22 protein-coding genes are annotated in these 23,691 nt (G+C 55.5%); 15 read left to right on the forward strand and 7 right to left on the reverse strand.

What is annotated here, in order from left to right:
* The 5 genes from IB237_RS06285 to sfsA all read right to left on the reverse strand — a co-directional run bounded on the left by IB237_RS06285 (position 1) and on the right by sfsA (position 4,753).
* A complete protein-coding gene (locus tag IB237_RS06285) occupies positions 1-1,734 on the reverse strand; it encodes a TadG family pilus assembly protein (protein ID WP_192487699.1) in 1,734 nt (577 codons plus the stop codon).
* Positions 1,735-2,157, reverse strand: a complete 423-nt coding sequence (locus IB237_RS06290; protein ID WP_192487700.1) for a TadE/TadG family type IV pilus assembly protein — start codon at positions 2,155-2,157, stop codon at positions 1,735-1,737.
* 159 nt (positions 2,158-2,316) lie between these two features.
* Positions 2,317-3,159: a DNA repair protein RadC gene (radC, locus tag IB237_RS06295; RefSeq protein WP_192487701.1), complete on the reverse strand. Its 843-nt coding sequence runs from the start codon at positions 3,157-3,159 to the stop codon at positions 2,317-2,319.
* Between the two features lie 3 nt (positions 3,160-3,162).
* A complete protein-coding gene (map, locus tag IB237_RS06300; protein WP_192487702.1) occupies positions 3,163-3,999 on the reverse strand; it encodes a type I methionyl aminopeptidase in 837 nt (278 codons plus the stop codon).
* Between the two features lie 31 nt (positions 4,000-4,030).
* Positions 4,031-4,753 carry a DNA/RNA nuclease SfsA gene (gene sfsA / locus IB237_RS06305; protein ID WP_192487703.1) on the reverse strand — a complete coding sequence of 241 codons (723 nt, stop codon included), beginning with the start codon at positions 4,751-4,753 and terminating at the stop codon, positions 4,031-4,033.
* A gap of 218 nt (positions 4,754-4,971) precedes the next feature.
* Here sfsA and IB237_RS06310 point away from each other — a divergent pair, with 218 nt between their 5' ends.
* Entirely contained in the window at positions 4,972-5,373 is a 402-nt protein-coding gene (locus IB237_RS06310; RefSeq protein ID WP_192487704.1) for a hypothetical protein, read from the forward strand.
* 382 nt (positions 5,374-5,755) lie between these two features.
* Here IB237_RS06310 and fnrN read toward each other — a convergent pair whose 3' ends face one another.
* Entirely contained in the window at positions 5,756-6,481 is a 726-nt protein-coding gene (gene fnrN, locus IB237_RS06315; RefSeq protein ID WP_192487705.1) for a transcriptional regulator FnrN, read from the reverse strand.
* Positions 6,482-6,678: 197 nt separating this feature from the next.
* Here fnrN and hemN point away from each other — a divergent pair, with 197 nt between their 5' ends.
* The 9 genes from hemN (at position 6,679) to IB237_RS06360 (ending at position 16,053) form a co-directional block, all read left to right on the forward strand.
* Entirely contained in the window at positions 6,679-8,028 is a 1,350-nt protein-coding gene (gene hemN, locus IB237_RS06320) for an oxygen-independent coproporphyrinogen III oxidase (RefSeq protein WP_192487706.1), read from the forward strand.
* A 118-nt stretch (positions 8,029-8,146) separates the two neighbouring features.
* Positions 8,147-8,431 (forward strand): acyl carrier protein, encoded by a 285-nt coding sequence (locus IB237_RS06325; protein WP_192487707.1) that lies wholly within the window; start codon positions 8,147-8,149, stop codon positions 8,429-8,431.
* 108 nt (positions 8,432-8,539) lie between these two features.
* The gene (locus tag IB237_RS06330; protein WP_192487708.1) at positions 8,540-9,016 is read left to right on the forward strand and encodes a 3-hydroxyacyl-ACP dehydratase FabZ family protein; all 477 of its coding nucleotides are present in this window, start codon (positions 8,540-8,542) and stop codon (positions 9,014-9,016) included.
* Between the two features lie 185 nt (positions 9,017-9,201).
* Entirely contained in the window at positions 9,202-10,398 is a 1,197-nt protein-coding gene (locus IB237_RS06335; RefSeq protein WP_192487709.1) for a beta-ketoacyl-ACP synthase, read from the forward strand.
* A 12-nt stretch (positions 10,399-10,410) separates the two neighbouring features.
* A complete protein-coding gene (locus tag IB237_RS06340) occupies positions 10,411-11,697 on the forward strand; it encodes a beta-ketoacyl-ACP synthase (protein WP_192487710.1) in 1,287 nt (428 codons plus the stop codon).
* Positions 11,698-11,847: 150 nt separating this feature from the next.
* The gene (locus tag IB237_RS06345) at positions 11,848-12,876 is read left to right on the forward strand and encodes a zinc-binding dehydrogenase (protein ID WP_192487711.1); all 1,029 of its coding nucleotides are present in this window, start codon (positions 11,848-11,850) and stop codon (positions 12,874-12,876) included.
* Positions 12,876-13,811, forward strand: coding sequence for a lipid A biosynthesis lauroyl acyltransferase (locus IB237_RS06350; protein ID WP_371815239.1), 936 nt, complete (start codon positions 12,876-12,878; stop codon positions 13,809-13,811). Before IB237_RS06345 ends, IB237_RS06350 begins: the two co-directional genes overlap by 1 nt.
* Positions 13,812-14,063: 252 nt before the next feature.
* The gene (locus IB237_RS06355; protein WP_192487713.1) at positions 14,064-14,738 is read left to right on the forward strand and encodes a PAS domain-containing protein; all 675 of its coding nucleotides are present in this window, start codon (positions 14,064-14,066) and stop codon (positions 14,736-14,738) included.
* A 628-nt stretch (positions 14,739-15,366) separates the two neighbouring features.
* Positions 15,367-16,053 (forward strand): PAS domain-containing protein, encoded by a 687-nt coding sequence (locus IB237_RS06360; RefSeq protein WP_192487714.1) that lies wholly within the window; start codon positions 15,367-15,369, stop codon positions 16,051-16,053.
* A 62-nt stretch (positions 16,054-16,115) separates the two neighbouring features.
* On the opposite strand, the gene IB237_RS06365 is transcribed toward IB237_RS06360, so the two are convergent.
* The gene (locus IB237_RS06365) at positions 16,116-16,916 is read right to left on the reverse strand and encodes a TSUP family transporter (protein ID WP_192487715.1); all 801 of its coding nucleotides are present in this window, start codon (positions 16,914-16,916) and stop codon (positions 16,116-16,118) included.
* Between the two features lie 172 nt (positions 16,917-17,088).
* On the opposite strand from IB237_RS06365, the gene IB237_RS06370 reads away from it, so the two are divergent.
* The 5 genes from IB237_RS06370 to recJ all read left to right on the forward strand — a co-directional run bounded on the left by IB237_RS06370 (position 17,089) and on the right by recJ (position 23,631).
* A complete protein-coding gene (locus IB237_RS06370) occupies positions 17,089-18,048 on the forward strand; it encodes a nucleoside hydrolase (protein WP_192487716.1) in 960 nt (319 codons plus the stop codon).
* A 362-nt stretch (positions 18,049-18,410) separates the two neighbouring features.
* Positions 18,411-19,631, forward strand: a complete 1,221-nt coding sequence (locus IB237_RS06375; RefSeq protein WP_192487893.1) for an LL-diaminopimelate aminotransferase — start codon at positions 18,411-18,413, stop codon at positions 19,629-19,631.
* 71 nt (positions 19,632-19,702) lie between these two features.
* Positions 19,703-21,022, forward strand: coding sequence for a homoserine dehydrogenase (locus IB237_RS06380; RefSeq protein WP_192487717.1), 1,320 nt, complete (start codon positions 19,703-19,705; stop codon positions 21,020-21,022).
* A 239-nt stretch (positions 21,023-21,261) separates the two neighbouring features.
* Positions 21,262-21,465 carry a hypothetical protein gene (locus IB237_RS06385; RefSeq protein ID WP_192487718.1) on the forward strand — a complete coding sequence of 68 codons (204 nt, stop codon included), beginning with the start codon at positions 21,262-21,264 and terminating at the stop codon, positions 21,463-21,465.
* 363 nt (positions 21,466-21,828) lie between these two features.
* Positions 21,829-23,631, forward strand: a complete 1,803-nt coding sequence (gene recJ, locus IB237_RS06390) for a single-stranded-DNA-specific exonuclease RecJ (protein ID WP_192487719.1) — start codon at positions 21,829-21,831, stop codon at positions 23,629-23,631.
* Positions 23,632-23,691: the final 60 nt, after the last annotated feature.

Consider the following 23,691-nt stretch of genomic DNA (forward strand, 5'->3'; position numbering starts at 1 on the left):
TTACTGCACGAGGGCAGGTTGCATGCAGCGCACATCCGTGACGCGTACATCGGCTTCACCGATCTTGATACCGAGTACCAGCAGCGTGTTGTAGAGCACGGTGTCGAGTGGTTTGGTAACCAGTGACAGGGTGTCTGCCAACGCTGATGTGACAAGGGTCGGTGTTCCCAGAGTCAGGAACAGAACCTTGATATCAAGATCGAGATTTTTAAGCAGCGACTGGATCAGCGAAGTCGCGGTATCCTTGGTCGAGACATTCTTGACGGTGCCTTGTGTTATGTCCGCCTGAGAGAAGGTCACTTTGGTTTTGGTCATGTTGGAGGCAGTGATTTGCGCCTTGCCAAGGATTTTCAACAATGCTGAATCCACCACCGCAGCCTGCACGACGCGCGGTGTCTTGCCAAAATTGTTGAACGCCGATGTATCGACATCGCCAAGCGCAATATCGGCGGCACCCGGCACCACGTCGACATCAACCGTGCCCTGACCGCCACCGGTGCAGCGAATGGCTGCAAGGCGTGCTTCGGACTGAGCTAGATCAATATAGATTGGCACTCGCACCCGAAGACCGGCAATAGCGCTCAAACCATCCACCGCCACTTCGACCGCCAGACGTGTCTGCGCAGTACGAACCACGGTGCCCTGTCCACCCACCGCCAGAGCAGGGGTGCCAACCGGCGCCTCGCCGATGGCCAGCTTGATCTTGGTGGAGGCAAGACCTGGAATGCCGGCGCCGAGGTCGACGGCAATCTGCTGGCCACCATTGGCGGCGATGGCTGAGGCGTTGAGAAGGTCAAACACGCTGTCCATGACCTTCAGATTGTCGCCGGCACCAATCAGCTGCTCCTGCACGGGACCTAGATTGAGGACTTGCGCCAGTTTCAGGGTCAGCTGGGTTTTGTTGGCGGCACGTTCCAGTGTCTTCAACACCGTGGCAACGGCCGGTTTGACGCCGGTGGTCTTGCCCAGCACACTCAACAGTTTACCGTAGGTAATGTCGGTGTTCAGCAGGTCCTTATAGGTACCTGCGGTTAGGTTAAGGTCGAGCGCCAGGGCATTGAGAACCTGCAACGCATTGATGTCTGCATCGATCAGCGCGTTGTAATCCATGACATTCAGATTGACTGTCGTGCCGAGCAATCCGCCGAGAATGGCATTGAGCAGACCGTTATTGACACTGGTCAGCCGTGAACCGATCGAAAAGGCTGCCAACTGGTTGCCTGACGCCGTGCCGCTTGCCGAAATGGTCGGAGCACTGGCAAAGGCACCGGCAAAAAAGATCTCGCCTTTTTCGGTAATTACCACCTTCAGCGCATTGGTCGGTGTCGCATTGGGCACAAAACGCTGGCCAACCGCGATATTGGGATCAGGCTCGTAGCGACCTTTGATCACTTCGGCATAACCATTGGCACTCGTAAATGGCTTTTGCGGATCAAAGGGCACAACGCCATTGGCGGTGATCAGGCCCGCCGGGCTGACGACGCCAAGATTAAGGTTGTTTAGCTTGAAATATTGCGCGACGGATTGCTCCGGATTGTTGATATCTGCGACACCGGATATCGCCGCGAGATCGGCCGCCTGTTGAACCTCACGCTTCTGGACAGTCAGATAACCATAGTCCACGCCGAGTGCTAGAATGCCGATGAGAATAGGGGAAGTCAGTGCTGCCGTCAGTGCAATATTGCCGGAAGTGTCGCCGGCGAAGCGACGGACGAGCTTCTCAAGATACCACATTCAGACTCCTCCGATCCTGATCGTGGAAAATCGCTTGATGCTTTTTTCCGGCAGGGCATAGGTATAAAGGTTCCAGATCGGCAGACCCCGGGCATCATACTCGATGGTCACAGTGAACTGGTTGGGATTGGACGGATCGCTTGCGACGGCAACGGTAAAGGCGTTCTTGTCGAGGAAAGCGTAGTTCAACGTGCTTTTCTTGACGAAATCCGTTGCCAGTGTTTCCCGTTCTTTTGTATTGAGCCCTGCAACAGCGGTGCGTGCAGCATCCGCCGCCACTTGCTGAACGGCGTAGGCAGCCGTCAGGTAAATGCCGTATGCGATCAAACTTAGCAGGATGAGGATGAACATCGGGGCGATGATTGCAAACTCGACTGCCGATGCGCCTGATTTATCGCGCAGCACACTACGTATTGAATGCATGATGCGTCCTGTTTTTCGTTTTATTATTATATTCGAATATACTGACGCTTATGTGTTAAGGAATCGTTGATGCGCGAGCGGGCAGCAACCTGCGCGGGAAGCGCCGAATAGTTTTGTTTTTACAGTGTCTTGGAAAACGGCAGCGAACACACGCTGACGTTAGATAAGGCCCATGCCCTTGAAGCTGACATGACCATCCTTGCCGATGATGATGTGGTCATGCACGGTGATGCCGAGCGGCTTTGCAGCTTCGATGATTGTGCGGGTCATGTCGATGTCGGCGCGGGACGGTGCGGGGTCACCACTGGGGTGATTATGCGCGAGGATCAAGGCAGTTGCCGACAGTTCCAACGCCCGTTTGATGACCTCACGCGTATAGACTGGTGTGTGATCAACCGTGCCTGTTCCCTGTACCTCATCGGCAATCAGCACATTGCGTTTGTCGAGAAACAGAATTCGAAACTGCTCCCGCGTCTCATGCGCCATGGCGGCATGGCAATATTCGACGACTGCCGACCAGGAGCTTAAAATCTGCTTGTTGCGGATTTCGCTTTTCAGCGTGCGGTGGCCGATGGTCGATATCAGCTTGATATCCAGCGCCACGGTCTCGCCAATGCCCTTGACCTCTTGCAGCAGTGCCGCAGGTGCGCCAAACACGCCGCTCAACGTACCAAACCGGGCAAGTAATGCCTTGGCAATCGGTTTGGTGTCCTTGCGCGGGATGAGCCTAAACAGCAGCAGTTCAAGGATTTCATAATCGGCAAGCGAGGTGTCGCCATTGTCCCGGTAGCGGCTGCGCAGCCGGTCGCGGTGGCCGTGATAATGGTGGTCGACAGATGGGTCGGCCTTGGCTGGGGCTTTCGCTGTTTTACCTGTCGCTTCGGGTATGCCGAAGAAAACACGTTCGTCGGCATCCGTCAGGGAAAGGTCCAGACTTTCCTGCCCGGCAGAGGTTGAGGCAAGTGCTTCATGTTCTGCTGTTCGGGCAGGGTCTCTGGCCATGGTTCAAGCCTTGAGCGGAGCAAGGCCCGGGCGGTCAAGGCCACCAGGCGACAGCGTGAAGATTTCACAGCCGGTCGCGGTCACGCCAACGGCATGTTCATATTGCGCGGTCAGGGAGCGGTCGCGGGTGACGGCCGTCCAGCCATCGGCCAAGACTTTGACATGTGGTTTGCCGAGATTGATCATTGGTTCGATGGTGAAGATCATGCCTTCACGCATTTCCGGACCTTCATGCGCTTCGCCATAGTGCAGGATGTTCGGCGTGTCGTGGAACAGCTTGCCAACCCCATGGCCGCAGAAATCGCGAACGACGGAGCAACGTGCCGCTTCCGCATGTGCCTGAATGGCGGCACCGATTGCGCCGGTGCGTGCACCCGGACGGACAGCCGCGATGCCCAGCATCAGGCATTCATGGGTCACTTCCAGCAGGCGCTCGGCAGCGCGCTTGATTTCACCAACCGGGTACATGCGGCTGGAATCACCGTGCCAGCCATCGACGATATAGGTCACGTCGATATTGACGATGTCGCCATCGCGCAGCGGCTTCTCATTTGGAATGCCGTGACAGACGACATGGTTGATCGAGGTGCAGACCGACTTGGTGTAACCGCGATAATTGAGCGTGGCGGGCAGGGCACCATGGTCCATGCCAAACTCAAACACAAAACGGTCGATCGTATCGGTGGCAACACCCGGTTTGACGATACTGGCAAGTTCATCGAGGCAGCGTGCAGTCAGCTGGCAGGCCTTTCGCATGCCCGCAAAATCCTCTGCATTATACAGCCGGATCGCCCCAGTATTCTTGAGTGGCGCAGAGGCTGCGTCGATATAGGTCACCATTGTCCGCTTTTCCTGTCGTTTTCTATACTGTTCATAAAACAGCAAGGCAGTGTTCGTCTATCGCAACCACCTCATCGACTGCAATTTCCAGCGGTGAAACACGACATTTTACCGCATAGGCTTCAACACCCTGCCGAATGGCGAGGTTGAAAGCAGTAGCGTAAACCGGATCGAGGTCAGAGCAAATCCGAAACTGGTCGCAGTCGTCGCGCTGGATCAGGTAGAGCATGACGGCACGGTGACCGGCCGTTACCATATTGCCAAGCTCCTGAAGGTGTTTGGTGCCGCGCAGTGTTGCGGTATCTGGAAACTCCGCCAGACCGGGCTGACGCATGAAATGCACGTTCTTCACCTCGACATAGGCATCCGCTCGGCCATCCGCTGACAGGAGAAAGTCGATTCGTGAGTTCTGGCCGTATTTCTGTTCCCGTCTCAGGGTGTCGTAACCGGAGAGGGGGGCAATCACGCCGTTGCGGATTGCCTCTTCCGCCAGCCGATTCGGCATACCGGTGTTAATGCCGACGATTGTGCCGTCGGCTTCCACCAGTTCCAGCATATAGGTGTATTTCCGGGTTGGACTGACGTTGTGTTGCGACAGCCATATGCGTGATCCGGGCTCGGTCAGGCCGCGCATCGAACCGGTATTGGGGCAGGAGCCGGTGATAAATGTACCATCTTCGAGTTCCGCGTCGAAAAGAAAGCGTTTGTAGCGGCTGACAAGACGGGCGGGAACAAGGGGTGTGCTGAAAATCATGCGGCATATCTGGGCGTTTGGACGTGAGGTTACAAGCCGATGCGTGACCCAGCTGTGGCCAAAGCATCGATGAAGAATTGCTCCACAATATTTATAATCTTTGTATTTGCACATGCCGGGCGAAAACGAATACAAGTTGAGCCGCAGAGCCTGAATGATGAGCTGGCTGGCAAAGTGAAGAAGTTTTATCCTGCGGGATAATTGCCGGGACAAGATCGATGAAAAACAGTTTGATGATTGTCAAAGCAGGAACGCGACTGGTCCCCGGTGCTTTTGTTGCTGTGTTGCTGGCAGGTTGCACAACGCCACAGCCGGTCGATACCACTGCCTCTTTTAATACCCGCCCGGTGGCGCAGGTTGTTGGCCCGCAGCCGGTAAGTTCCCAGCCTGCGGTCAAGCAAGACACCGGCACGTACCCAACCTTCTCAAAGCCACTGACTTCGGCTGCCGACCAGATGTCCGACACTGAGGCCATGGAACTGCAAAAGCGTCTTTCGTCGCTGGCATCTGCTCGCAAGGCCGGCCGGGTCAGTGAGGCGGACTATCGCCGCCAGTTGCAGGAACTGCAAAACCTTGCCACGCATCACGGTGAGGATGCACAGGCGCAGATCGCGCGATAATCCCTGTCCAAATTCTCTAGAACAATGGCGCGTCGGAGAAATTTCCGGGGCGCCATTTTTATGTTTAACCGAGGTTTAAAACGCTATCTGCGTTTTTACGTTTTGGCTTAATCGTTGAATTACTTGGTTTTTTAACGGCAAATCATGGTTTGTACGTTACAGTTCTCCCACGTCAATTAGGCCTTTCAGCAAGGCTTGAAGGGCGCTTGTCGCCGCCGGATCAGTGGCTGCGGTTTCTTGGGGACTGGGGAATGAAATTCGTTATCGCGGTGGTGCTGGCTTACGGGATCCTGTTTTCCGCAAGCGAAGCAAAGGCACCCTCTTTATTTATGTCGCATGATTCGGCCGGAGTTTCGAGTTGGCAAATCCCCGGCCGGATAGCTCAGTCGTTGCCTGCCGCATAATTCAGGCGGTCGAGATCGCCCACGGTGACGTGACGATTGTTCTCGATGTGAATGACACCTTCCTTGCGCAGCTTGGTCATTTGACGGCTGACAGTCTCAATGGTCAGACCCAGGAAATCGGCGATATCTGCGCGTGACAAGGGCAGGTCGAAACTGGACTTGTCCTCATTTTCCGGATCGATATGGGTGGCAATCAGGTAAAGGAAGCTTGCAACCTTCTCCTGCGCCGACTTGCGACCAAGCGTCAGCATCCAGTCACGCGCCTCATCCAGTTCCTTCAGGGACTGGTCGTAAAGCTTGTGCTCCATCTGCGGTGACTGGTTGAGAATGCGGTCCACCACATTGCGTGGGAAGATACAGATGTTGACATCCGTCGCCGCCTCGACCGTTGTGTTGCTTTCACCGACAAATGGCCGGCCAAGGAAGTCCGGTGCAAATTGCAATCCGACAATCTGCTGACGACCGTCAGACATCATCTTGGACAGCTTCACCACGCCGTTGAGAATATTGGCGTAAGTGGAAATAGATTCGCCCTGGCCAATCAGCTCATTGCCCGCCTCAAGCTTGCGTCGGCTGGAATGTTTGCTGAGTTCCATCAGCTGTGCAGGGCTCAGGGAGCTGCACACCCCGCCATGGCGGGCCTCGCAGGAGCGACAGACAACTGGCTCTTCCGAGTTATGAATGTTTTTAAGCAGCGTATCCATGAGGCAATATCCGATAGTTGCGGTAAAGTGCCGAAAAATCGGCACAAATTTACCCTTCCCAGTTTCTTAACGAAGCCGAATGTCCCCCTACGACTATCTTTGCGGAATGTACGCTTTGATTTGATCGAAGTCAAAGTTGCAAACTGTCGCAGACGCTACTTTCGGGTTATGTTTAGAATGGCCAAGGTAGAAATTGCATGTCGGAAAAGCTTCTCGAAAAATATTCCGGCGCGGTTCCGCGTTACACGAGTTACCCTACTGCACCCCACTTCCACGAGGGGGTCAGCTGCGGCATTTATGCGCAATGGCTGGGCAAATTGGGCGATAGCGACAATTTGTCATTGTATTTGCACATACCTTATTGCGATCGCCTGTGCTGGTTCTGCGCCTGTCACACCAAACACACGCTGAAATATGAGCCGATTGCCAGCTACCTCACGTCACTGAAACTTGAAATCGCAGCTGTCGGTCAGCGGATATCACGCGATGCCAGGGTCACGGCCGTACATTTTGGCGGCGGTTCGCCAACCATGTTGAAGCCTCAAGATATGATTGATCTGATGGACTGTCTTCGCGCGGCCTTCAATTTTGCCGAGAACGCCGAAATCAGCGTGGAGATGGACCCCAACGATCTCGATGAGCCGAGATATGATGCGTTGGCCGCCATCGGCATGACCAGAGCAAGTCTTGGCGTGCAGGACTTCGACCCCAAGGTGCAGAAAACCATAAACCGCATTCAGACCTTCGAGCAGACACGGTCGGTAGTGGAAGCGGTGCGGGCGAGGGGCGTACGTTCAGTCAATTGCGATATTCTTTACGGCTTGCCCTACCAGTCGCTGGACACACTGGCGGAAACCGTCAGGTCGATCATCTCGCTCGATCCGGATCGAATTGCACTGTTTGGTTATGCCCATGTTCCATGGATGAAAAAACACCAGACCATGATCCCTGACGAGGCACTGCCTGATATTGTCGAGCGTTACCGGCAAATGACGCTGGCTGGTGACATGCTGGTGGCGGCTGGTTATGTGGCAATCGGCATCGACCATTTTGCAAAGCCGGTCGATAGTCTGGCCGTTGCCTGTTCGAATGGGGACCTCAAGCGCAATTTCCAGGGTTATACCGATGACAGTGCCACGGCGCTGATTGGTCTCGGCGCATCTTCGATTGGCAAGCTGCCACAGGGGTATGTGCAGAACATGCCGGCGACAGGCGAATATCAGCGCATGGCTGAGACCGACGGCCTGTGCGTGGTGCGCGGTATTGAACTCAGTGACGATGACCGGGCCCGCGCCTGGGTCATTGAGCGCATCATGTGTGATTTCGCCTTCGACTTTGCCGAACTGGAGCGTGAATTCGGCCGGGATCCATCTGGTATTATTGCCGAAGCAAAACTGTTTGCGGCACAAAACAGCGATGGTATTGCGCAGATTAAAGGTCAGGTCTTTTCGCTCACAGAGGCGGGAAAACCCTTTGCGCGCACGGTCGCTGCGGCGTTCGATAGTTACTTATCCACTGGAAAAGGTCGCCATTCGGTTGCTGTTTAAGCAACACATTGACAGCAAATTACACGTTCTTTGCTGGTACCCATTGGCTTTTCAACTTGATTTGCCTATGTGGTGCGTCTGATAAGCGTTATTTGAAGACAAAAGACAGACAAGGATTATGGGCGTGACAGCTACATTTGACAAGGTTGCCGACATCATCGCCGACACCAGCGAAATTGACCGGGAAACCATTACGCCGGAGAGCCACACAATCGACGATCTGGGCATCGACAGCCTTGATTTCCTCGACATCGTATTTGCGATCGACAAGGAATTCGGCATCAAGATCCCGCTCGAGCAGTGGACCCAGGAAGTCAACGAAGGCAAGGTAACGACAGAAGAATACTTCGTGTTGAAAAACCTCTGCGCCAAGATCGACGAACTGAAGGCCGCCAAGGGCTGATCTGTTCCGGCATCCGCAATTTTGTGGACCGCTGAGTGAGTTGAATATTGGTTTATATCCCTCACGCCGGAACCGGCGGGAGGGATTGTTTTATTAAGCGGAGGGCAAATGCTTCTCGAATATTTCCAGATGATCGACCACATCGAGTCTGTCGATAAAACGGCGCGCATATTGAAGGCACGCTCTGTTGTGCCGGCAAAAAGCCCGGTTTTTGAAGGTCATTTTCCCGGAATGCCGCTTGTTCCCGGTGTTTTGCTGATTGAAACCATGGCGCAAGCCTCCGGCATGCTGGTTCTCAGCCTGACCGATTTTGCCGCCATGCCGTTTTTGATGACGGTTGACGGCGCCAAAATGCGCACTTTCGTGGAGCCGGAAGCGGTTCTGGATATCGAAGCGTTTCTGGAACATGAAGGTTCCGGTTTTGCTGTGACCAAGGCTAAGATCACCTCTGGTGGCAAGAAGGTCTGTGACGCGCAGCTGAAACTGCGCACAATGCCGTTCAGCGATATTCCGCTTGGTCCAATCGTCAAGAAACGCGCAGAAGAAGTCGGCCTGATGGCTGCTCTTGCCGCCTCTGAAGGTTGAAAAACGCGCTATCAGCCGGTTCGACCGGTGAATAAACAAGGTTTTGAAGGCCTCGTTCGGGCCTTCGCCATTGCCAAGTCGTTTTGTGCGGATTATTCGGCAAGCATGTAATGCCGCAAGCTGGCGCAAACGCATGAACAGCGGACGCGAACCACGGTGGGTCCTGCAACCGCAGAGGATGACGTATGAGCAAATCTGACAATGATGTGGTGATAACAGGTGTTGGTATCGTGACCTGTCACGGTGTCGGTACTGAAGCGCATATCGCTTTGCTTTCCGCAAGTGTAGCGCCGGAAACGATTGTCGAGAGCGAGAAGTTCAAACCTTACCCGGTTCACCCGCTGCCTGAGATCGACTGGTCTACGCAGATCGGCCGCAAGGATCAGCGCCAGATGGAAAACTGGCAGCGCCTTGGCGTGTTTGCCGCGGGTCTTGCGCTGGATGATTCCGGTTTCAAGGAAGACGCAGACGCCTGCGCCACCATGGACATGATCGTTGCTGCCGGGGGCGGGGAACGTGACATCAACGTTGATACGCTGATCGTCGATGAAGCCTTGAAGCGCAACGACCGCGAAATTCTTCTCAATGAAAAGCTGACGACGGAACTGCGCCCGACGCTATTTCTTGCCCAGCTTTCCAACCTGATGGCTGGCAATATTTCCATCGTGCACAAGGTCACCGGTTCGTCGCGTACCTTCATGGGTGAAGAAGCAGCCGGTATCTCTGCCGTCGAAACAGCCTTCCACCGCATCCGTTCGGGTGAATCAAGCCATGCGCTGGTTGGTGGTGCTTTCTCGGCCGAACGTCCTGACATGATTTTGCTGTTTGAAGCCATCAATGCCCACGCCCAGGGTGACTGGCAGCCATTGTGGTCGCGCAGCACTGATCATGGTGGTGGCATGATCACCGGTTCGGTCGGCGCATTCCTTGTTCTGGAATCGCGCAAACACGCCGTTGACCGTGGTGCAAAGATCTATGCCCGCATCGACGCCATCGAAGGCGACCGCGGCAACCGCGACGACGCGAAGATGGAAAAGCGCCTTGAGCGCCTGCTGTCTCCAGCCGGTGATGCGGCCGATACGCTTGTTCTGTCGGGCGCCAGCGGTTTCCATGACGTGACGAAGCGCGAAAAGGCTCTGCTGGAAAAGGCGCTGCCAAACGCTGTTATCCGTGGTTTCAGCGGTGTTACCGGCCATGCGCTGGAAGCGCAGTTCCCGCTCGGCCTGGCACTCGGTGCCCTTGCGATTGAAAGCGGTGCAAAGCTGCCAGCCTTTGATGGCGCACAGGAAAAGCCGATGTCGACAAGCGCCAACACGGCAGTGGTTACCACCGTCGGCCACGTGCGTGGCGAAGGCGTCGCCGTTTTGTCCCGTGATGTTTGAGGAGTAAAAAAGATGGCATCATCCAGCTTCAAGGATCATCTCGGACGCCCAATCGTTGCCGTGACCGGCATGGGCATCATCACCTCGCTCGGACAGGGGCTTGAGGACAACTGGTCTGCACTGACATCAGGCAAATCAGGCATTCACAACATCACACGTTTCCCAACCGACGGCCTGTCGACCAAGATCAGCGGAACCGTTGATTTTATCGAAATTCCGGCGCCGAACTCGGTCGAGCGTTCCTACGCCTTTGCCCGCGAAACCACCATTGAGGCGCTGGCACAGGCCGGTCTGTCGGGTGAATTCGGTGGCCCGCTGTTTTTGGCTGCGCCGCCAATCGAACCGGAATGGAGCGCACGCTTCGAACTGGCCGATCGTTCGCCACCGGCTGACCAGCCCGGCGACGCCTATAACCGTTTTCTGGCAGCCATGCGCCAGCGTCCGGATGCCGCGTTCCAGGAAGCAGCACTGTTCGGTGCGATTTCCGAGCGTCTGGCCGACCGGTTTGGCACACGCGGTCTGCCGGTAACGCTGTCCACGGCCTGTGCATCTGGCGCCACCGCCATTCAGTTGGGCGTTGAAGCCATTCGTCAGGGTCGTACAGACCGTGCACTGACGGTTGCGACCGATGGTTCGGTCAGCGCCGAGGCGCTGATCCGCTTCTCGCTGCTGTCGGCCCTTTCTACGCAGAACGACCCGCCGGAAAAAGCGTCTAAGCCATTCAGCAAGGACCGTGATGGTTTCGTGATTGCTGAAGGTGCGGCAACGCTGGTGCTGGAATCGCTCGAATCTGCCGTTGCACGCGGCGCCAAGGTTCTCGGCATCATCAAGGGCGCTGGCGAAAAGGCCGACAGCTTCCACCGCACACGCTCCTCGCCAGATGGCGCACCTGCCATTGCAACCATCCGCGCGGCTCTCTCGGATGCCGGTATCGCGCCAGAGGGCATTGGTTACATCAATGCACACGGCACCTCGACGCCGGAAAATGACAAGATGGAATATGGCGCGATGCTGGCCGTGTTCGGTGAAGGCCTGAAGGACATTCCATTGTCGTCCAACAAGTCGATGATCGGTCACACGCTGACGGCAGCCGGTGCGGTTGAGGCGGTGTTCTCGCTGCAGACCATGCTGACCGGCACCTTGCCGCCGACCATCAACTACACCAATCCCGACCCGGCCATCGCGCTTGATGTCGTGCCAAATGTGAAGCGGGAAGCGCAGGTCAGTGCCGTGCTGTCCAACTCCTTCGGCTTCGGCGGACAGAACGCAAGCCTTGTCATGACACGGGAACCGGCTTAATCGGTTTCCCAACGGCACCGGCTCGCATGACTGAACAGGTTTATGGGGCCGGATGCAGAAATTCAAAAAGGGTGAGCGTCCCTTGTGTGTCATGTCAGACGCGCGGGCGCTCTCAACCAAACAAAACGCCTTCGGGCGAAGGACTTTATCATGCGCGCCTTGCAACTCGTTGATGACCGTAAACTTGAAAGAGTGGAACTGCCGGAACCGGAAGCACCAGCACCGGGTGAAGTAACGCTTCGGGTCAAGGCTGTTGCGCTGAACCACATCGACGTCTGGGGCTGGCGCGGCATGGCATTTGCCAAGCGCAAGATGCCACTGACGATCGGCGCGGAAGCCTCCGGTGTTGTTGAGGCCATCGGCCCTGGCGTATCCAACGTTCTGCCGGGCCAGCTGGTGTCGATCTATGGCGCACGCATCTGTGGTCTGTGCAAGCCATGCCGTGAGGGCAGGGACAACCTGTGCGAACACGTTTCTGGCGTTCATGGTTTCCACCTCGATGGTTTTGCGCAGGAAAAAATCAACATTCCAGCCCGCCAGCTGGTGCCAGCGCCACACGGTGTTGACGCTGTTGCTGCCGCACTCGCACCGGTGACCTTCGGTACCGTTGAACATATGCTGTTTGACAATGCCAAGCTTGAGCCGGGCGAAACGATCCTGATCCATGCCGGTGGTTCCGGGATTGGCTCGGCTGCCATTCAGCTCGCCAAGAAGATGGGTTGCACCGTCATCACCACAGTTGGTTCCGACGACAAGATCGAACGTGCCAAGGCACTGGGTGCCGACCACGTCATCAACTACCGCACCGACCGCTTCGAAGGCGTTGTGCGCAAGCTGACCAAGAAAAAAGGCGTTGACGTTGTGTTCGAACATGTTGGCAAGGACACATGGGCCGGTTCCATGTTCTCGCTGAAGCGTGGCGGCCGTCTGGTGACCTGTGGTTCGACGTCGGGTGTTTCGACCGACATCAACCTGATGATGCTGTTCCAGCAGCAGCTTAAGCTGCTCGGCTCCTTCGGTTGCCGTATGGAAAACATGGCCAATGCCATGCAGAAGATGGCGCGTGGCATCGTACATCCAGTTATCGACACCGAAGTGACCTTTGACGATATTGATCGTGCGTTGGAGCGCATGGAGACCCGTCAGGTATTCGGTAAAATCGTTCTCAGAATGGATTGATGCCCGTGAAGATGCTTGTGACGCGCATCGTCTTGGCGCTGATGCATTTTCGGCAATGGCTGATTGCGCAATTTGCGTTTGGCCTGCTGAATGTCCTGAAGCTGTTCCCGGCTGATCCGGCCATGCGTTTTGCGGAACGTTTTGCCAGATGGGTTGGCCCCAAGACCAAGCGTCACAAGCTGATGCTCTATAATCTGGAGCGCGCATTCCCTGAGAAGTCGCAGCAGGAACGTCTAGATATCGCCATGGACAGTTGGGCGAATATGGGGCGTCTGGCGGCGGAATATGTATTTCTGGACCGGTTGTTCGACTTTGATCCGGAAAACACCACGCCAGGCCGCATTGAGGTCGAGGGTATCCCGATCTTCCTCGACCTGCGTGATAATCCGCGACCTTTCATCGTGTTTACCGCCCATACCGGCAATTTCGAACTTCTGCCGGTGGCAGGCTCTGCCTTTGGCCTGATGGTCACTGTGCTGTTTCGCCCACCGAACAACCCTTACATCGCCGACAAGGTATTCAACTTCCGTCGTGCGCGCATGGGCGATCTTGTTCCCTCGCATGCAGGTTCATCCTTTGCACTGGCGCGCCAGTTGGAACGGGGCGGTGGCGTTGGCGTGCTGGTTGACCAGAAGTTCAACAAGGGCCTGTCGACACAGTTCTTCGACCTTGACGTGAAAACCAACCCGCTGGTTGCCAAGCTGGTTCGCCAGTTCAATTGCGAGGTTTATCCAGCCCGTTGCATCCGTTTACCCGACAACCGTTACCGCCTGGAAATCGAGCCAAAGATCACGATTCCGGTCGATGAGAAGGGCAATGTCGATGTGGCCGGCACGGCCCAGTTGTTGAACGACAAGGTTGAAAGCTGGGTGCGGGAACACCCGGGGCAGTGGCTCTGGTACCATGACCGCTGGAACATCAAATCCAAGCTTTGAAACAGCTTTCGGGTCTCGAAAATCACGAAACCCTGGCACCAGCTTCAGAATTTATAAAACACGTGGATTTCGGCGGTTAACCAAACCAAGAGTAGCGGTTTGTAAACGCTTCTGTTTTTGTGATATTAGTCCACCATGAATTGAATTTTGGTTGATCGGTCTCAGCGTATCCCGGCCTTAGTTGAAGGGATAATTTCGGAGGTTCATCTGTAATTGCATGCGGATTGCGATAATCTTCTCGGGAGAATTGCTTTGAAGACTTTGGTTGAGCGGTTCTGGCAACAATATGCACGGCTGAGACATGCGGTCGAAACCAACGACGCGGTCGCTGTGGAGGCGCTTGATCGGGAACTTGATCCGATCCTTGAGGCGATCATCCACAAGGAAACCCGAAACCCTGATGAGATCCGGATCCAGTTCCAGTTCGCAATTGATTTGCTGAACGAGGAGGCTGAGGATTTTGCTGGCGTCCAGCGCAACACAGAGTTGCTGGAAACCCTGGTAAACCGCTACATCGGCAAGGGTTATTCCCCCAACGACAAGGACGGCAAAGAGCACACCGTGCTGGATGAGGCATGGTTTGACGAGCAGTCCGACCGCATCATCGTGGTGTCCACGGATTACCGTATCTTCTATTGCAACGCTGCCAATGCCAGCCGCTATTCGCTGTCGGTAGCCGATATGCTCGGCAAGCACATCGCGGAGTTTGTCGGTCTGCACCGCTTCCAGCATGGCCTGAAGGAAAAGCTGGTTCAGTGCTTCCAGGGTGAGGCGACGCAGTTTACCTACGCGGAAGATAATGATGGTCGCACCATCGTCGTTTCGCTTGGTCTCACACCTTGCTACTCGTCATCAGGCACGCTTCTCGGTGCGATGATTGTTCTGCAGGAAGCAGCTGACCGCCGCAGACGTTCGGGCGCTGCCTGAAACATTCCTTTGATTATTCCTGACCGTATGTGCTGCAACCGACTCCGGTTGCCGTTCGGTCAGCGTGTTATTTCCGGACATTGAACTGATTCACAATCTGACACAGCTGTTTCATTATGAGACAGGTAAGGGCGGCTGTACGCCGATCTGCAATCCCCAATTCGTACATATTGATTTGTCTAAAATCTGTTTCAAAATTGCGACACTTTGGGTGCTTTGCAGTTCGTGATGATTTGTTTTTTGAAGTATCGGAAATTTATTTATTTAAAATTTTCACGTAATTCATGTCCTGTGTTTTGAAATAAAGTAGAAAACAAATATCATTTTTTATGTTTATGCCTGTTTCATGTGATTTTGATTTTCCTCACGTATTGCTTTCGAATTTTCTGAATTATCCAGAGTGAGTTTCCGGAATATATTTAAGAATTCATAGTGTTTTCTGTGTTTTTGCTTTTGCTAAATTAAGAAATTCTAATTCAGCCGTCATTTGACTGATTGAATGTGAGGGGTCGTCATGTTAGTGCCTTCCAGAAGGAATGTGCGGGCATTTGACCATTCTCGCACACGGACATCCGTCGCATGTTTTTACCGCAGCGCGGATATCTGGCAGACCATTTTGGAGACTGGCATGTTGGGGCTTTTCGAAGCGTTTTCGACAAAATGTTTGCAGTTGCAGCAGGCCGTATCTGCCGGACATGACGAACTGGTCCGGGCTCTCGACCGTGAGTTGGACCCGCTCATCGGCATTATCTTGTCCTATAAAGCGCAAAATGCCTATGAAATGCATATGCAGATGCAGTTTCTGGCGGCGCTGATCCGTGAAGATGCGGATGATCCGTCAAGCGTGCTGCGCCATTCCGCTGCCATGTCGATGCTGATCGACCGTTATTTCGCCGACAGCACCATGCAGGCTGAAGACGCTCGCCCCGCCATTGTCGAGACGAGAGTAAAACAGCAGGTCTATCCTGATATGCTGTTCAGCGAAGTGGTGCTGGATCTGCTGCCAGACCGAGTGGTGGTGATCACCACCGACTGCCGTTTTCTCTACGCCAACAAGCGTTATTCGAAATATTTCAACAGAACGCCACTATCTCTGATCGGCTCATCGATTTCAGAGCTGGTTGGCAGCGAATATTTTGAAATGAAGATCAAGCCGCGCCTTGATCGTTGTTTTGAAGGGGAAAGCCTTGATTATACCCACGAGCCGTGGGGGCAGGGCGAACGGATGGCCCGTTACCGCATGACGCCGCTTCGTTGTGCTGACCACCGCATTGCCGGTGCCATCGTGGTCATGCAAGACTTGCATGAGGCCTGAGGCGCGGCATTGCGCCGTGCCATTGTCTGGTTGTTGATGGTCCCGCGACCAGGACCTTGTTTTCAGAAGTCGAAGACTGCCGTCATCCGCTCCCACAGGGCAGGGTCGACCTGACCAATAATCAACCGTGCCGCCATGGCAAGGCAGGAGATGATCAGCAGGGGACGGATCAGCTTTGCGCCATTTTTCATGGCGAAGTGCGAACCAAGCTGCGCGCCAATGAACTGGCCGATGCCCATGACAAAACCGATTTTCCACAACACTGCACCGCTGATCGTGAACACGATGAAGCTGCCGACATTGGAACCGAAGTTCAAAAGCTTGGTGTGAGCTGTGGCTTTCAGCATGCCGTAACCGGCCAATGACACGAAGGCCAGCATGAAGAACGATCCGGTACCGGGACCGAATATACCGTCGTAAAAACCGATCAGCGGCACGACCGTGCAGCCGAACATAAAGGATGAAATGCGTCTGTGGCGGTCCTGATCGCTCAGCTGCTGTTTGAATGCGAAATAGAGCGCAATACCAACCAGCAGGAACGGCATGATAAAACGCAACACTTCGGCCGGTACAAAGGCTGCGGCAATGGCGCCGAATACTCCGCCCACCATTGACAAAAGTGCCATCGGCAATTGGCTTTTCAGGTCTACCAGACCACGCTTTGTATAGGCGTAAGTGGCAGACGCCGAACCGAACTGCGATTGCAGCTTGTTGGTGCCCAGTGCCTCAAGCGGTGGAATGCCCATGATCAGCATGGCCGGAATGGTAATCAGCCCGCCGCCGCCGGCAATGGAATCGATAAAGCCGGCAACAATGGCGACAACAAACAGGGTGGAAAGCAGGTGCAACGTGACGTCGGTCAAGGGGAGAATTCCGGGAGGGGCAAAAGATGACAGCGTTATTGTCACTGAAGCCAATGCTTGGCAAACGCTATTTGAGTTCACGTTAGGGATTGCGGATGCGCCGCTTATGATTAATGTGCCCGCACCCGGCGGCACATCAGCCGGCATAGAGAGATTTTGCGGAGCATACTGAATGCATAAGGTGATATTTGATACGGATCCCGGCGTCGATGACGCAATGGCCCTGCTTTTCCTTCACAGGCACCCGGAGATCGATCTGATAGGCATCACCACGGTTTTTGGGAATGCGCCGATTGAGATCACAACGCGCAACGCGCTTTTCCTGAAGCAGCAATGGGGCATTTCCGCACCGGTCGCCAAGGGCGCCAATGTGACGTTTGATCCGTCCCGTCCCGAGGGACATTGGCCAACCTTCATCCACGGTGAAAATGGTCTGGGCGACATCGATATCCCCGAGACCATCGACCTGCCGGTCGATCCGCGTCCGGCCCACCACTTCCTGATCGAAACGGTGAAGGCCAATCCGGGCGAGGTGACGATCATTGCGGTTGGCCGCATGACAAACCTTGCACTGGCATTGCGCGAAGATCCGGATTTCGCCGCACTGGTGAAAGACGTCATCATCATGGGTGGCGCATTCGACATCAACGGCAACGTATCGCCAGCCGCCGAAGCCAATATTCATGGCGACCCGGAAGCGGCCGATCTGGTGTTTACCGCACCTTGGCGCGTCACTATCGTTGGTCTGGATGTCACGACCAAGACCGTGATGACCTCGAAATTCATGGATGACATGGCAAAAGCAGGTGGCAAGCCGGTGCAACTGCTGTCGGACCTGTCGCAGTTCTATATCGAGTTCTACAAGGTACGCACCGGCGACGGCATGGTTGTGCATGACAGCTGCGCCTGCGTTTATCTGGTGGCACCGGAACTGTTCGAGACACGCAGCGGTCCGGTTCGCGTGGTGTGCGGTGGTCTGGCCGATGGTGCGACCATCCAGAAGCCGGATGGTCGTGGTTTCCCGCCAGGCAACTGGGATGGTCATCCAAGCCAGCTCGTTTGCACCGATATCAAGCCGGATGCGGTACTTTCGCTCATCCGTTCTGTCATCGTGGACGGCAAGCACGCCTGATTGTCGGGCCGATTGCAGCAAAATGGCCGGTTTCCGGCCATGGTTGCCTTGCATTCAAACCAAAACTGGCGTTAAGCAAAAACGTGTTTACGCATCACTGCGTCGGATCGGCTGCCGTAAAAAAAGCTTATATCCGACACATCCATGCGCCACTTCATCTCAATGCAGATGACGATGTCCGGCGACATGGGATGGAGTGATCAGGCTGGCGCCAATTGACCGGTTAAATCGTTAGGATTTTCCGATCTTTGCGCTACAATACCAGAATCTGCAGGATGTGTTCGTGTCGGCAGGTTACTGTAATAAAAACGAACTTTCGCAAATGCGCCGGGCAGTGCTGGCGCATTTTCATGAGGAAGAAGATGGAAGAGTTTCACAAGGTCAAGCGTCTGCCGCAATACGTATTCGAACAGGTAAACCGTTTGAAAGCGAGCGCACGAGCGGGTGGCGCGGATATTATTGACCTTGGCATGGGAAACCCGGATCTTCCGACCCCGAAAGCGATCGTCGACAAGCTGTGTGAAGTCGTTCAGGACCCACGCACCCACCGCTATTCCTCGTCCAAGGGCATTCCCGGTCTTCGCAAGGCACAGGCCGCCTATTACGCCCGTCGTTTTGGCGTAAAGCTCAACCCCGATACCCAGGTTGTTGCGACACTCGGCTCCAAGGAAGGCTTCGCCAACATGGCGCAGGCAATCACTGCGCCGGGCGACGTTATTCTCTGCCCGAACCCGACCTATCCGATCCACGCTTTCGGCTTCCTGATGGCTGGCGGTGTTATCCGCTCCATGAATGTCGAGCCGGATGAGACATTCTTTGGCCCGCTGGAGCGCGCTGTGCGCCACTCCATTCCAAAGCCATTGGCGCTGATCATCAACTACCCGTCCAACCCGACGGCGCATGTTGCATCGCTTGATTTCTACAAGGACATCATCGCATTCGCCAAGAAGCATGACATCATCGTGCTGTCGGATCTGGCCTATTCGGAAATCTACTTCGACGAAAACAACCCGCCGCCATCGGTGCTGCAGGTTCCAGGTGCCATGGATGTGGCCGTTGAGTTCACCTCCATGTCCAAGACCTTCTCCATGCCCGGCTGGCGCATGGGCTTTGCGGTCGGTAACGAGCGTCTGATCTCGGCTTTGACCCGCGTAAAGTCCTATCTGGATTACGGCGCCTTCACGCCGATCCAGGTTGCTGCTACCCACGCCCTGAACGGCGATGGCTCCGATATCGCCGAAGTGCGCAACGTTTACCGCCGCCGCCGTGACGTGATGGTTGATACATTCGGCAAGGCTGGCTTTGAAGTGCCACCACCGGCCGCCACCATGTTTGCTTGGGCCAAAATTCCGGAAAAGTTCCGTCATCTGGGTTCGCTTGAGTTTTCCAAGCTGCTCGTCGAAAAGGCCGATATTGCGGTTGCTCCGGGTGTTGGCTTCGGCGAAATGGGTGATGACTATGTTCGTCTGGCTCTCGTTGAAAACGAACACCGCATTCGTCAGGCTGCGCGCAACTTGAAGCGCTTCCTGTCCACAGCTGATGAAACGATGCATAACGTCGTTTCTCTGAACGCTCACCGTTAATAACGGGGGCAACTCCCTGGGTGGCCGGTCCCGGCCACCTGTTATTACCAAAACAAATCAGGATTATATCAATGGCAGATTCATTGAGAATCGGCATAGCGGGGCTCGGCACTGTCGGCTCGTCGCTTGTGCGCATCATCCAGCAGAGAAGCAACGAGCTTGCGATTACCTGCGGACGCGCGATTGAGATTATTGCCGTTAGCGCGCGCGACCGTTCGCGCGACCGTGGCATTGATCTCACCGGTATTACCTGGTTTGACACACCCGAGCAGATGGCAGCCGAAGCTGAGATCGATGTGTTCGTTGAACTGGTTGGCGGTGCATCTGGCCCCGCCAAGGCAGCAGTCAGAACCGCGCTTGCCCGCGGTCTGCATGTGGTGACAGCCAACAAGGCATTGCTTGCCAAGCACGGTGTGGAACTGGCAACTACGGCAGAAGAGAAGGGTGTTCTCCTGAACTTCGAAGCTGCGGTGGCCGGTGGTATTCCCGTTATCAAGGCACTGCGTGAATCCCTGACCGGCAACCACGTGACCCGCATCTACGGTATCATGAACGGTACCTGCAATTACATCCTGACCAAGATGGAGAAGGAAGGCCTGTCTTTTGAGACGTGCCTGAAGGAAGCGCAGCGTCTTGGTTACGCTGAAGCGGACCCAGCCTTTGACATCGAGGGCAATGACACCGCTCACAAGCTTGCCATTTTGACGACGCTGGCATTCGGCAACAAGATTGCAGCTGACGACATCTATCTCGAAGGTATCACCAATATCTCGATTGAAGATATCCATGCCGCTGCCGATCTCGGTTACCGCATCAAGCTGCTCGGCGTTGCACAGATGACTGAGTCCGGCATTGAACAGCGCGTTCACCCAACCATGGTGCCGCTGGATTCCGTGATTGCGCAGGTGGATGGCGTGACCAACGCTGTTGCCATCGAATCCGATATCCTCGGTGAGTTGTTGATGGTTGGCCCCGGCGCTGGTGGTAATGCAACGGCATCTGCCGTTCTTGGCGATATCGCCGACATCGCCAAGAGCCGTCCTGGCATTCAGCAAGTTCCGGTGCTTGGCCGTCCGGCCAAGTCGCTGGAAAAGTACCGTCGCGCCAAGATGAAGAAACACGAAGGCGGTTACTTCATCCGCCTGACTGTCGCTGACCGCGCCGGCGTGTTTGCCAGCATCGCGACAAGCATGGCTGAAAATGGCATTTCGCTGGAATCGATCGTGCAGCGCTCGCGCGCCCAGACGCCGGATGCCCCGCAGACAATCGTGCTGGTGACCCATGCAACCATGGAAGACGCCGTTCGCAAGGCCGTCGCCTCCATCAAGAGCCAGGCTTACCTGACGGATGAACCGCAGGTCATCCGAATCGAACGCACAAAGGCTGCCTGATTCGCGCCGCATTTCGGTTTTCGCACCGAATTTTGGTTCCATTTTGACATTATCGATGCCCTGCCGCTGGTTATGCCCACGGCGGGGCATTCGCTTTTACAAAATGTGACTGCCGTTAGCCCCGATAGCCGCCTTTGAGTACTCTATTTTGCTTACGCAGTAAGGAGTAAGGCTGGTCAAGGGCGTTAAGTGACAGTACCATGACATCAACTGAAATCACCAAGCGAGGGAGGCGCGTCGTGAGTTCAATTGTTCTGTTCAAGGATATTGGTCCTGTCGAAAAGGCAAAGGTTCATCCTCTGCCAAACTTTTCGAACGACAATTTTGCCCTGTGTGAAAATGAAGAAAGTTTCGCCCGACGTAATTGGGCGGTGCTGACCATTCTGCTATCCGTCGTGGCCAGCAGCGTCGGAGCCTTGGCTCTGCCGATTGTTCTGGGCTGATTTGACACGATAACAGCCACCATGTCTGAGGAGGGTGGTGGCTGTTGTGATGGTCTGGAAACTGCATGCTTTCCGGACTTTTCCTAAAGCGGCGCACATCCATGATGTGCGTTGTTTTGGCTGGCGTAAAACGCCATGCCACGGCTTTGAATGTGACCAGCTTTGCAGCTCGAGCCTTGCCGTAAAGGCCGTTCGTGCAGTTGGGTGATGCCATGCTTTGCGGCCGGTCATGTCTTCCAACAAAGTTTTCGCCCTCTCTTGCTCTTGAAACTCCCGCACGACAGAATAAATGCTCGTCTTTAAGCCACGAAAGCTGTTTAACCGCTTTCATTATGTGTTGAGTTTGGCAGAGCAGGATAGTGAATGACGGAACCGGTCGATACCGTGCCACGTGCGTTTCTGGGTGTGGAGCGATCGGTCAGCGACCAGCGCTGGGTGTCACGGCTTGATCAGGCCGGGCAGAACCGCGCCCTCGCCATGGCGCAGCTTCACGGCATGCCGGAACTGATCGCCCGTGTGCTGGCCGGGCGTGGCGTTGCCGTTGATGAGGCACTGGAATTTCTCGACCCAACCATCCGTAACCTGATGCCCGATCCGCACACGCTGACGGATTGTGAACTGGCCGCCAATCGTCTGGCCGCCGCCATCGAGAAAAACGAAAAGATCGCCATTTTCGGTGACTATGACGTTGATGGTGCGTCGTCGGCTGCCTTGATGTTCCGCTTCCTTAATCATTTCGGGCTTGAGCCGGAAATCTATATTCCCGACCGTATTTTTGAAGGTTATGGCCCAAACCCCGCCGCGATGCAGCAACTGGCCGCCAATGGTGCCACACTGATCGTGACAGTGGATTGTGGCTCCACCAGCCATGAATCGCTGCTGGCCGCCAAGCAGGCCGGCACCGATGTGGTTGTCATAGACCACCATCAGGTCGGTGAAACGCTGCCGCCTTGCGTGGCGCTCGTAAACCCCAACCGCCAGGACGATCTCTCAGGCCAAGGCCATCTCTGTGCCGCCGGTGTGGTGTTTCTGGTACTGGTGGCAACGCTGCGAGTGATGAAGGACAAAAAGGACCGCCGCGCCTTCACGCTCGACCTTCTGTCCTTCCTCGATATCGTGGCACTGGCGACCGTGTGTGACGTTGTGCCACTGAAGGGGCTGAACCGTGCCTATGTGGTGAAAGGTCTGGTTGCAGCCCGCCACATGAACAATGCCGGTCTGGCGGCGCTGTTTAAGATTGCGGGTCTTGGCGGTCCGGTCACGCCCTATCATTTCGGTTTTCTGATTGGTCCGCGCATCAATGCTGGCGGCCGGATTGGCGATGCCGCACTTGGCAGCCGCCTGTTGACCATTGATGACCCGTCTGGTGCTGAAGTCATTGCGGCAAAGCTCGATGAACTGAACCGCGAACGTCAGGCGATGGAAACCGTGATGCTGGCCGAGGCGGAAGCCGAAGCACTTGCCGAATATGGTGACGGCTCCGGGGCAGGGGTTATTGTCACCGCCCGGCAGAACTGGCACCCCGGCATTGTCGGCCTGCTGGCATCACGCCTCAAAGATCGCTTCCGCCGTCCTGCCTTTGCCATTGCCTTTGATGCAAACGGCAAGGGCACCGGTTCCGGCCGCTCGATCAATGGCTTTGATCTTGGCCGCATGGTACGAGCTGCCGTCGACAATGGCCTTCTGGTCAAGGGGGGCGGCCATGCCATGGCAGCCGGCCTGACAGTGGAGCGCAGCGCGCTTGGCAAGCTTAGAACCTTCTTTGAGGAAAGCGCCTCCAAGGCCATCGCATCGCTGGTCGAAAACAGTGCGCTCAAGATAGATGGTGCAATTGGTGCCTCCGGTGCGACGCTGGATCTGATCGACCGGCTGGAAGCGGCTGGCCCCTATGGTTCGGGCCATTCACAGCCGATTTTTGCCATTCCGGCCCATCGCCTCAAAGATGCCCGCACCGTGGGCGCCAATCACGTCAAGATAACGCTGGAAGCGCTGGATGGCAGCCGGCTGGACGGTATTGCATTCCGCGCGGCAGATGCGCCGCTCGGCCAACTGCTGCTGAACGGCAGAGGCCGCTCCGTGCATGTTGCCGGAACATTGGGCGCGGAACAATGGCAGGGTCAACGCCGGGTGCAAATCCGCGTGCTGGACGCGGCAATCGCCAATTGATGTCACAGAAGCTGCTCGAAGGCTGAAGCAAGACTCTGATGCCGCAAGCGACCGCCCAGC

This window comes from Agrobacterium sp. AGB01 (genome assembly GCF_014851585.1).
Classification (GTDB): domain Bacteria; phylum Pseudomonadota; class Alphaproteobacteria; order Rhizobiales; family Rhizobiaceae; genus Agrobacterium.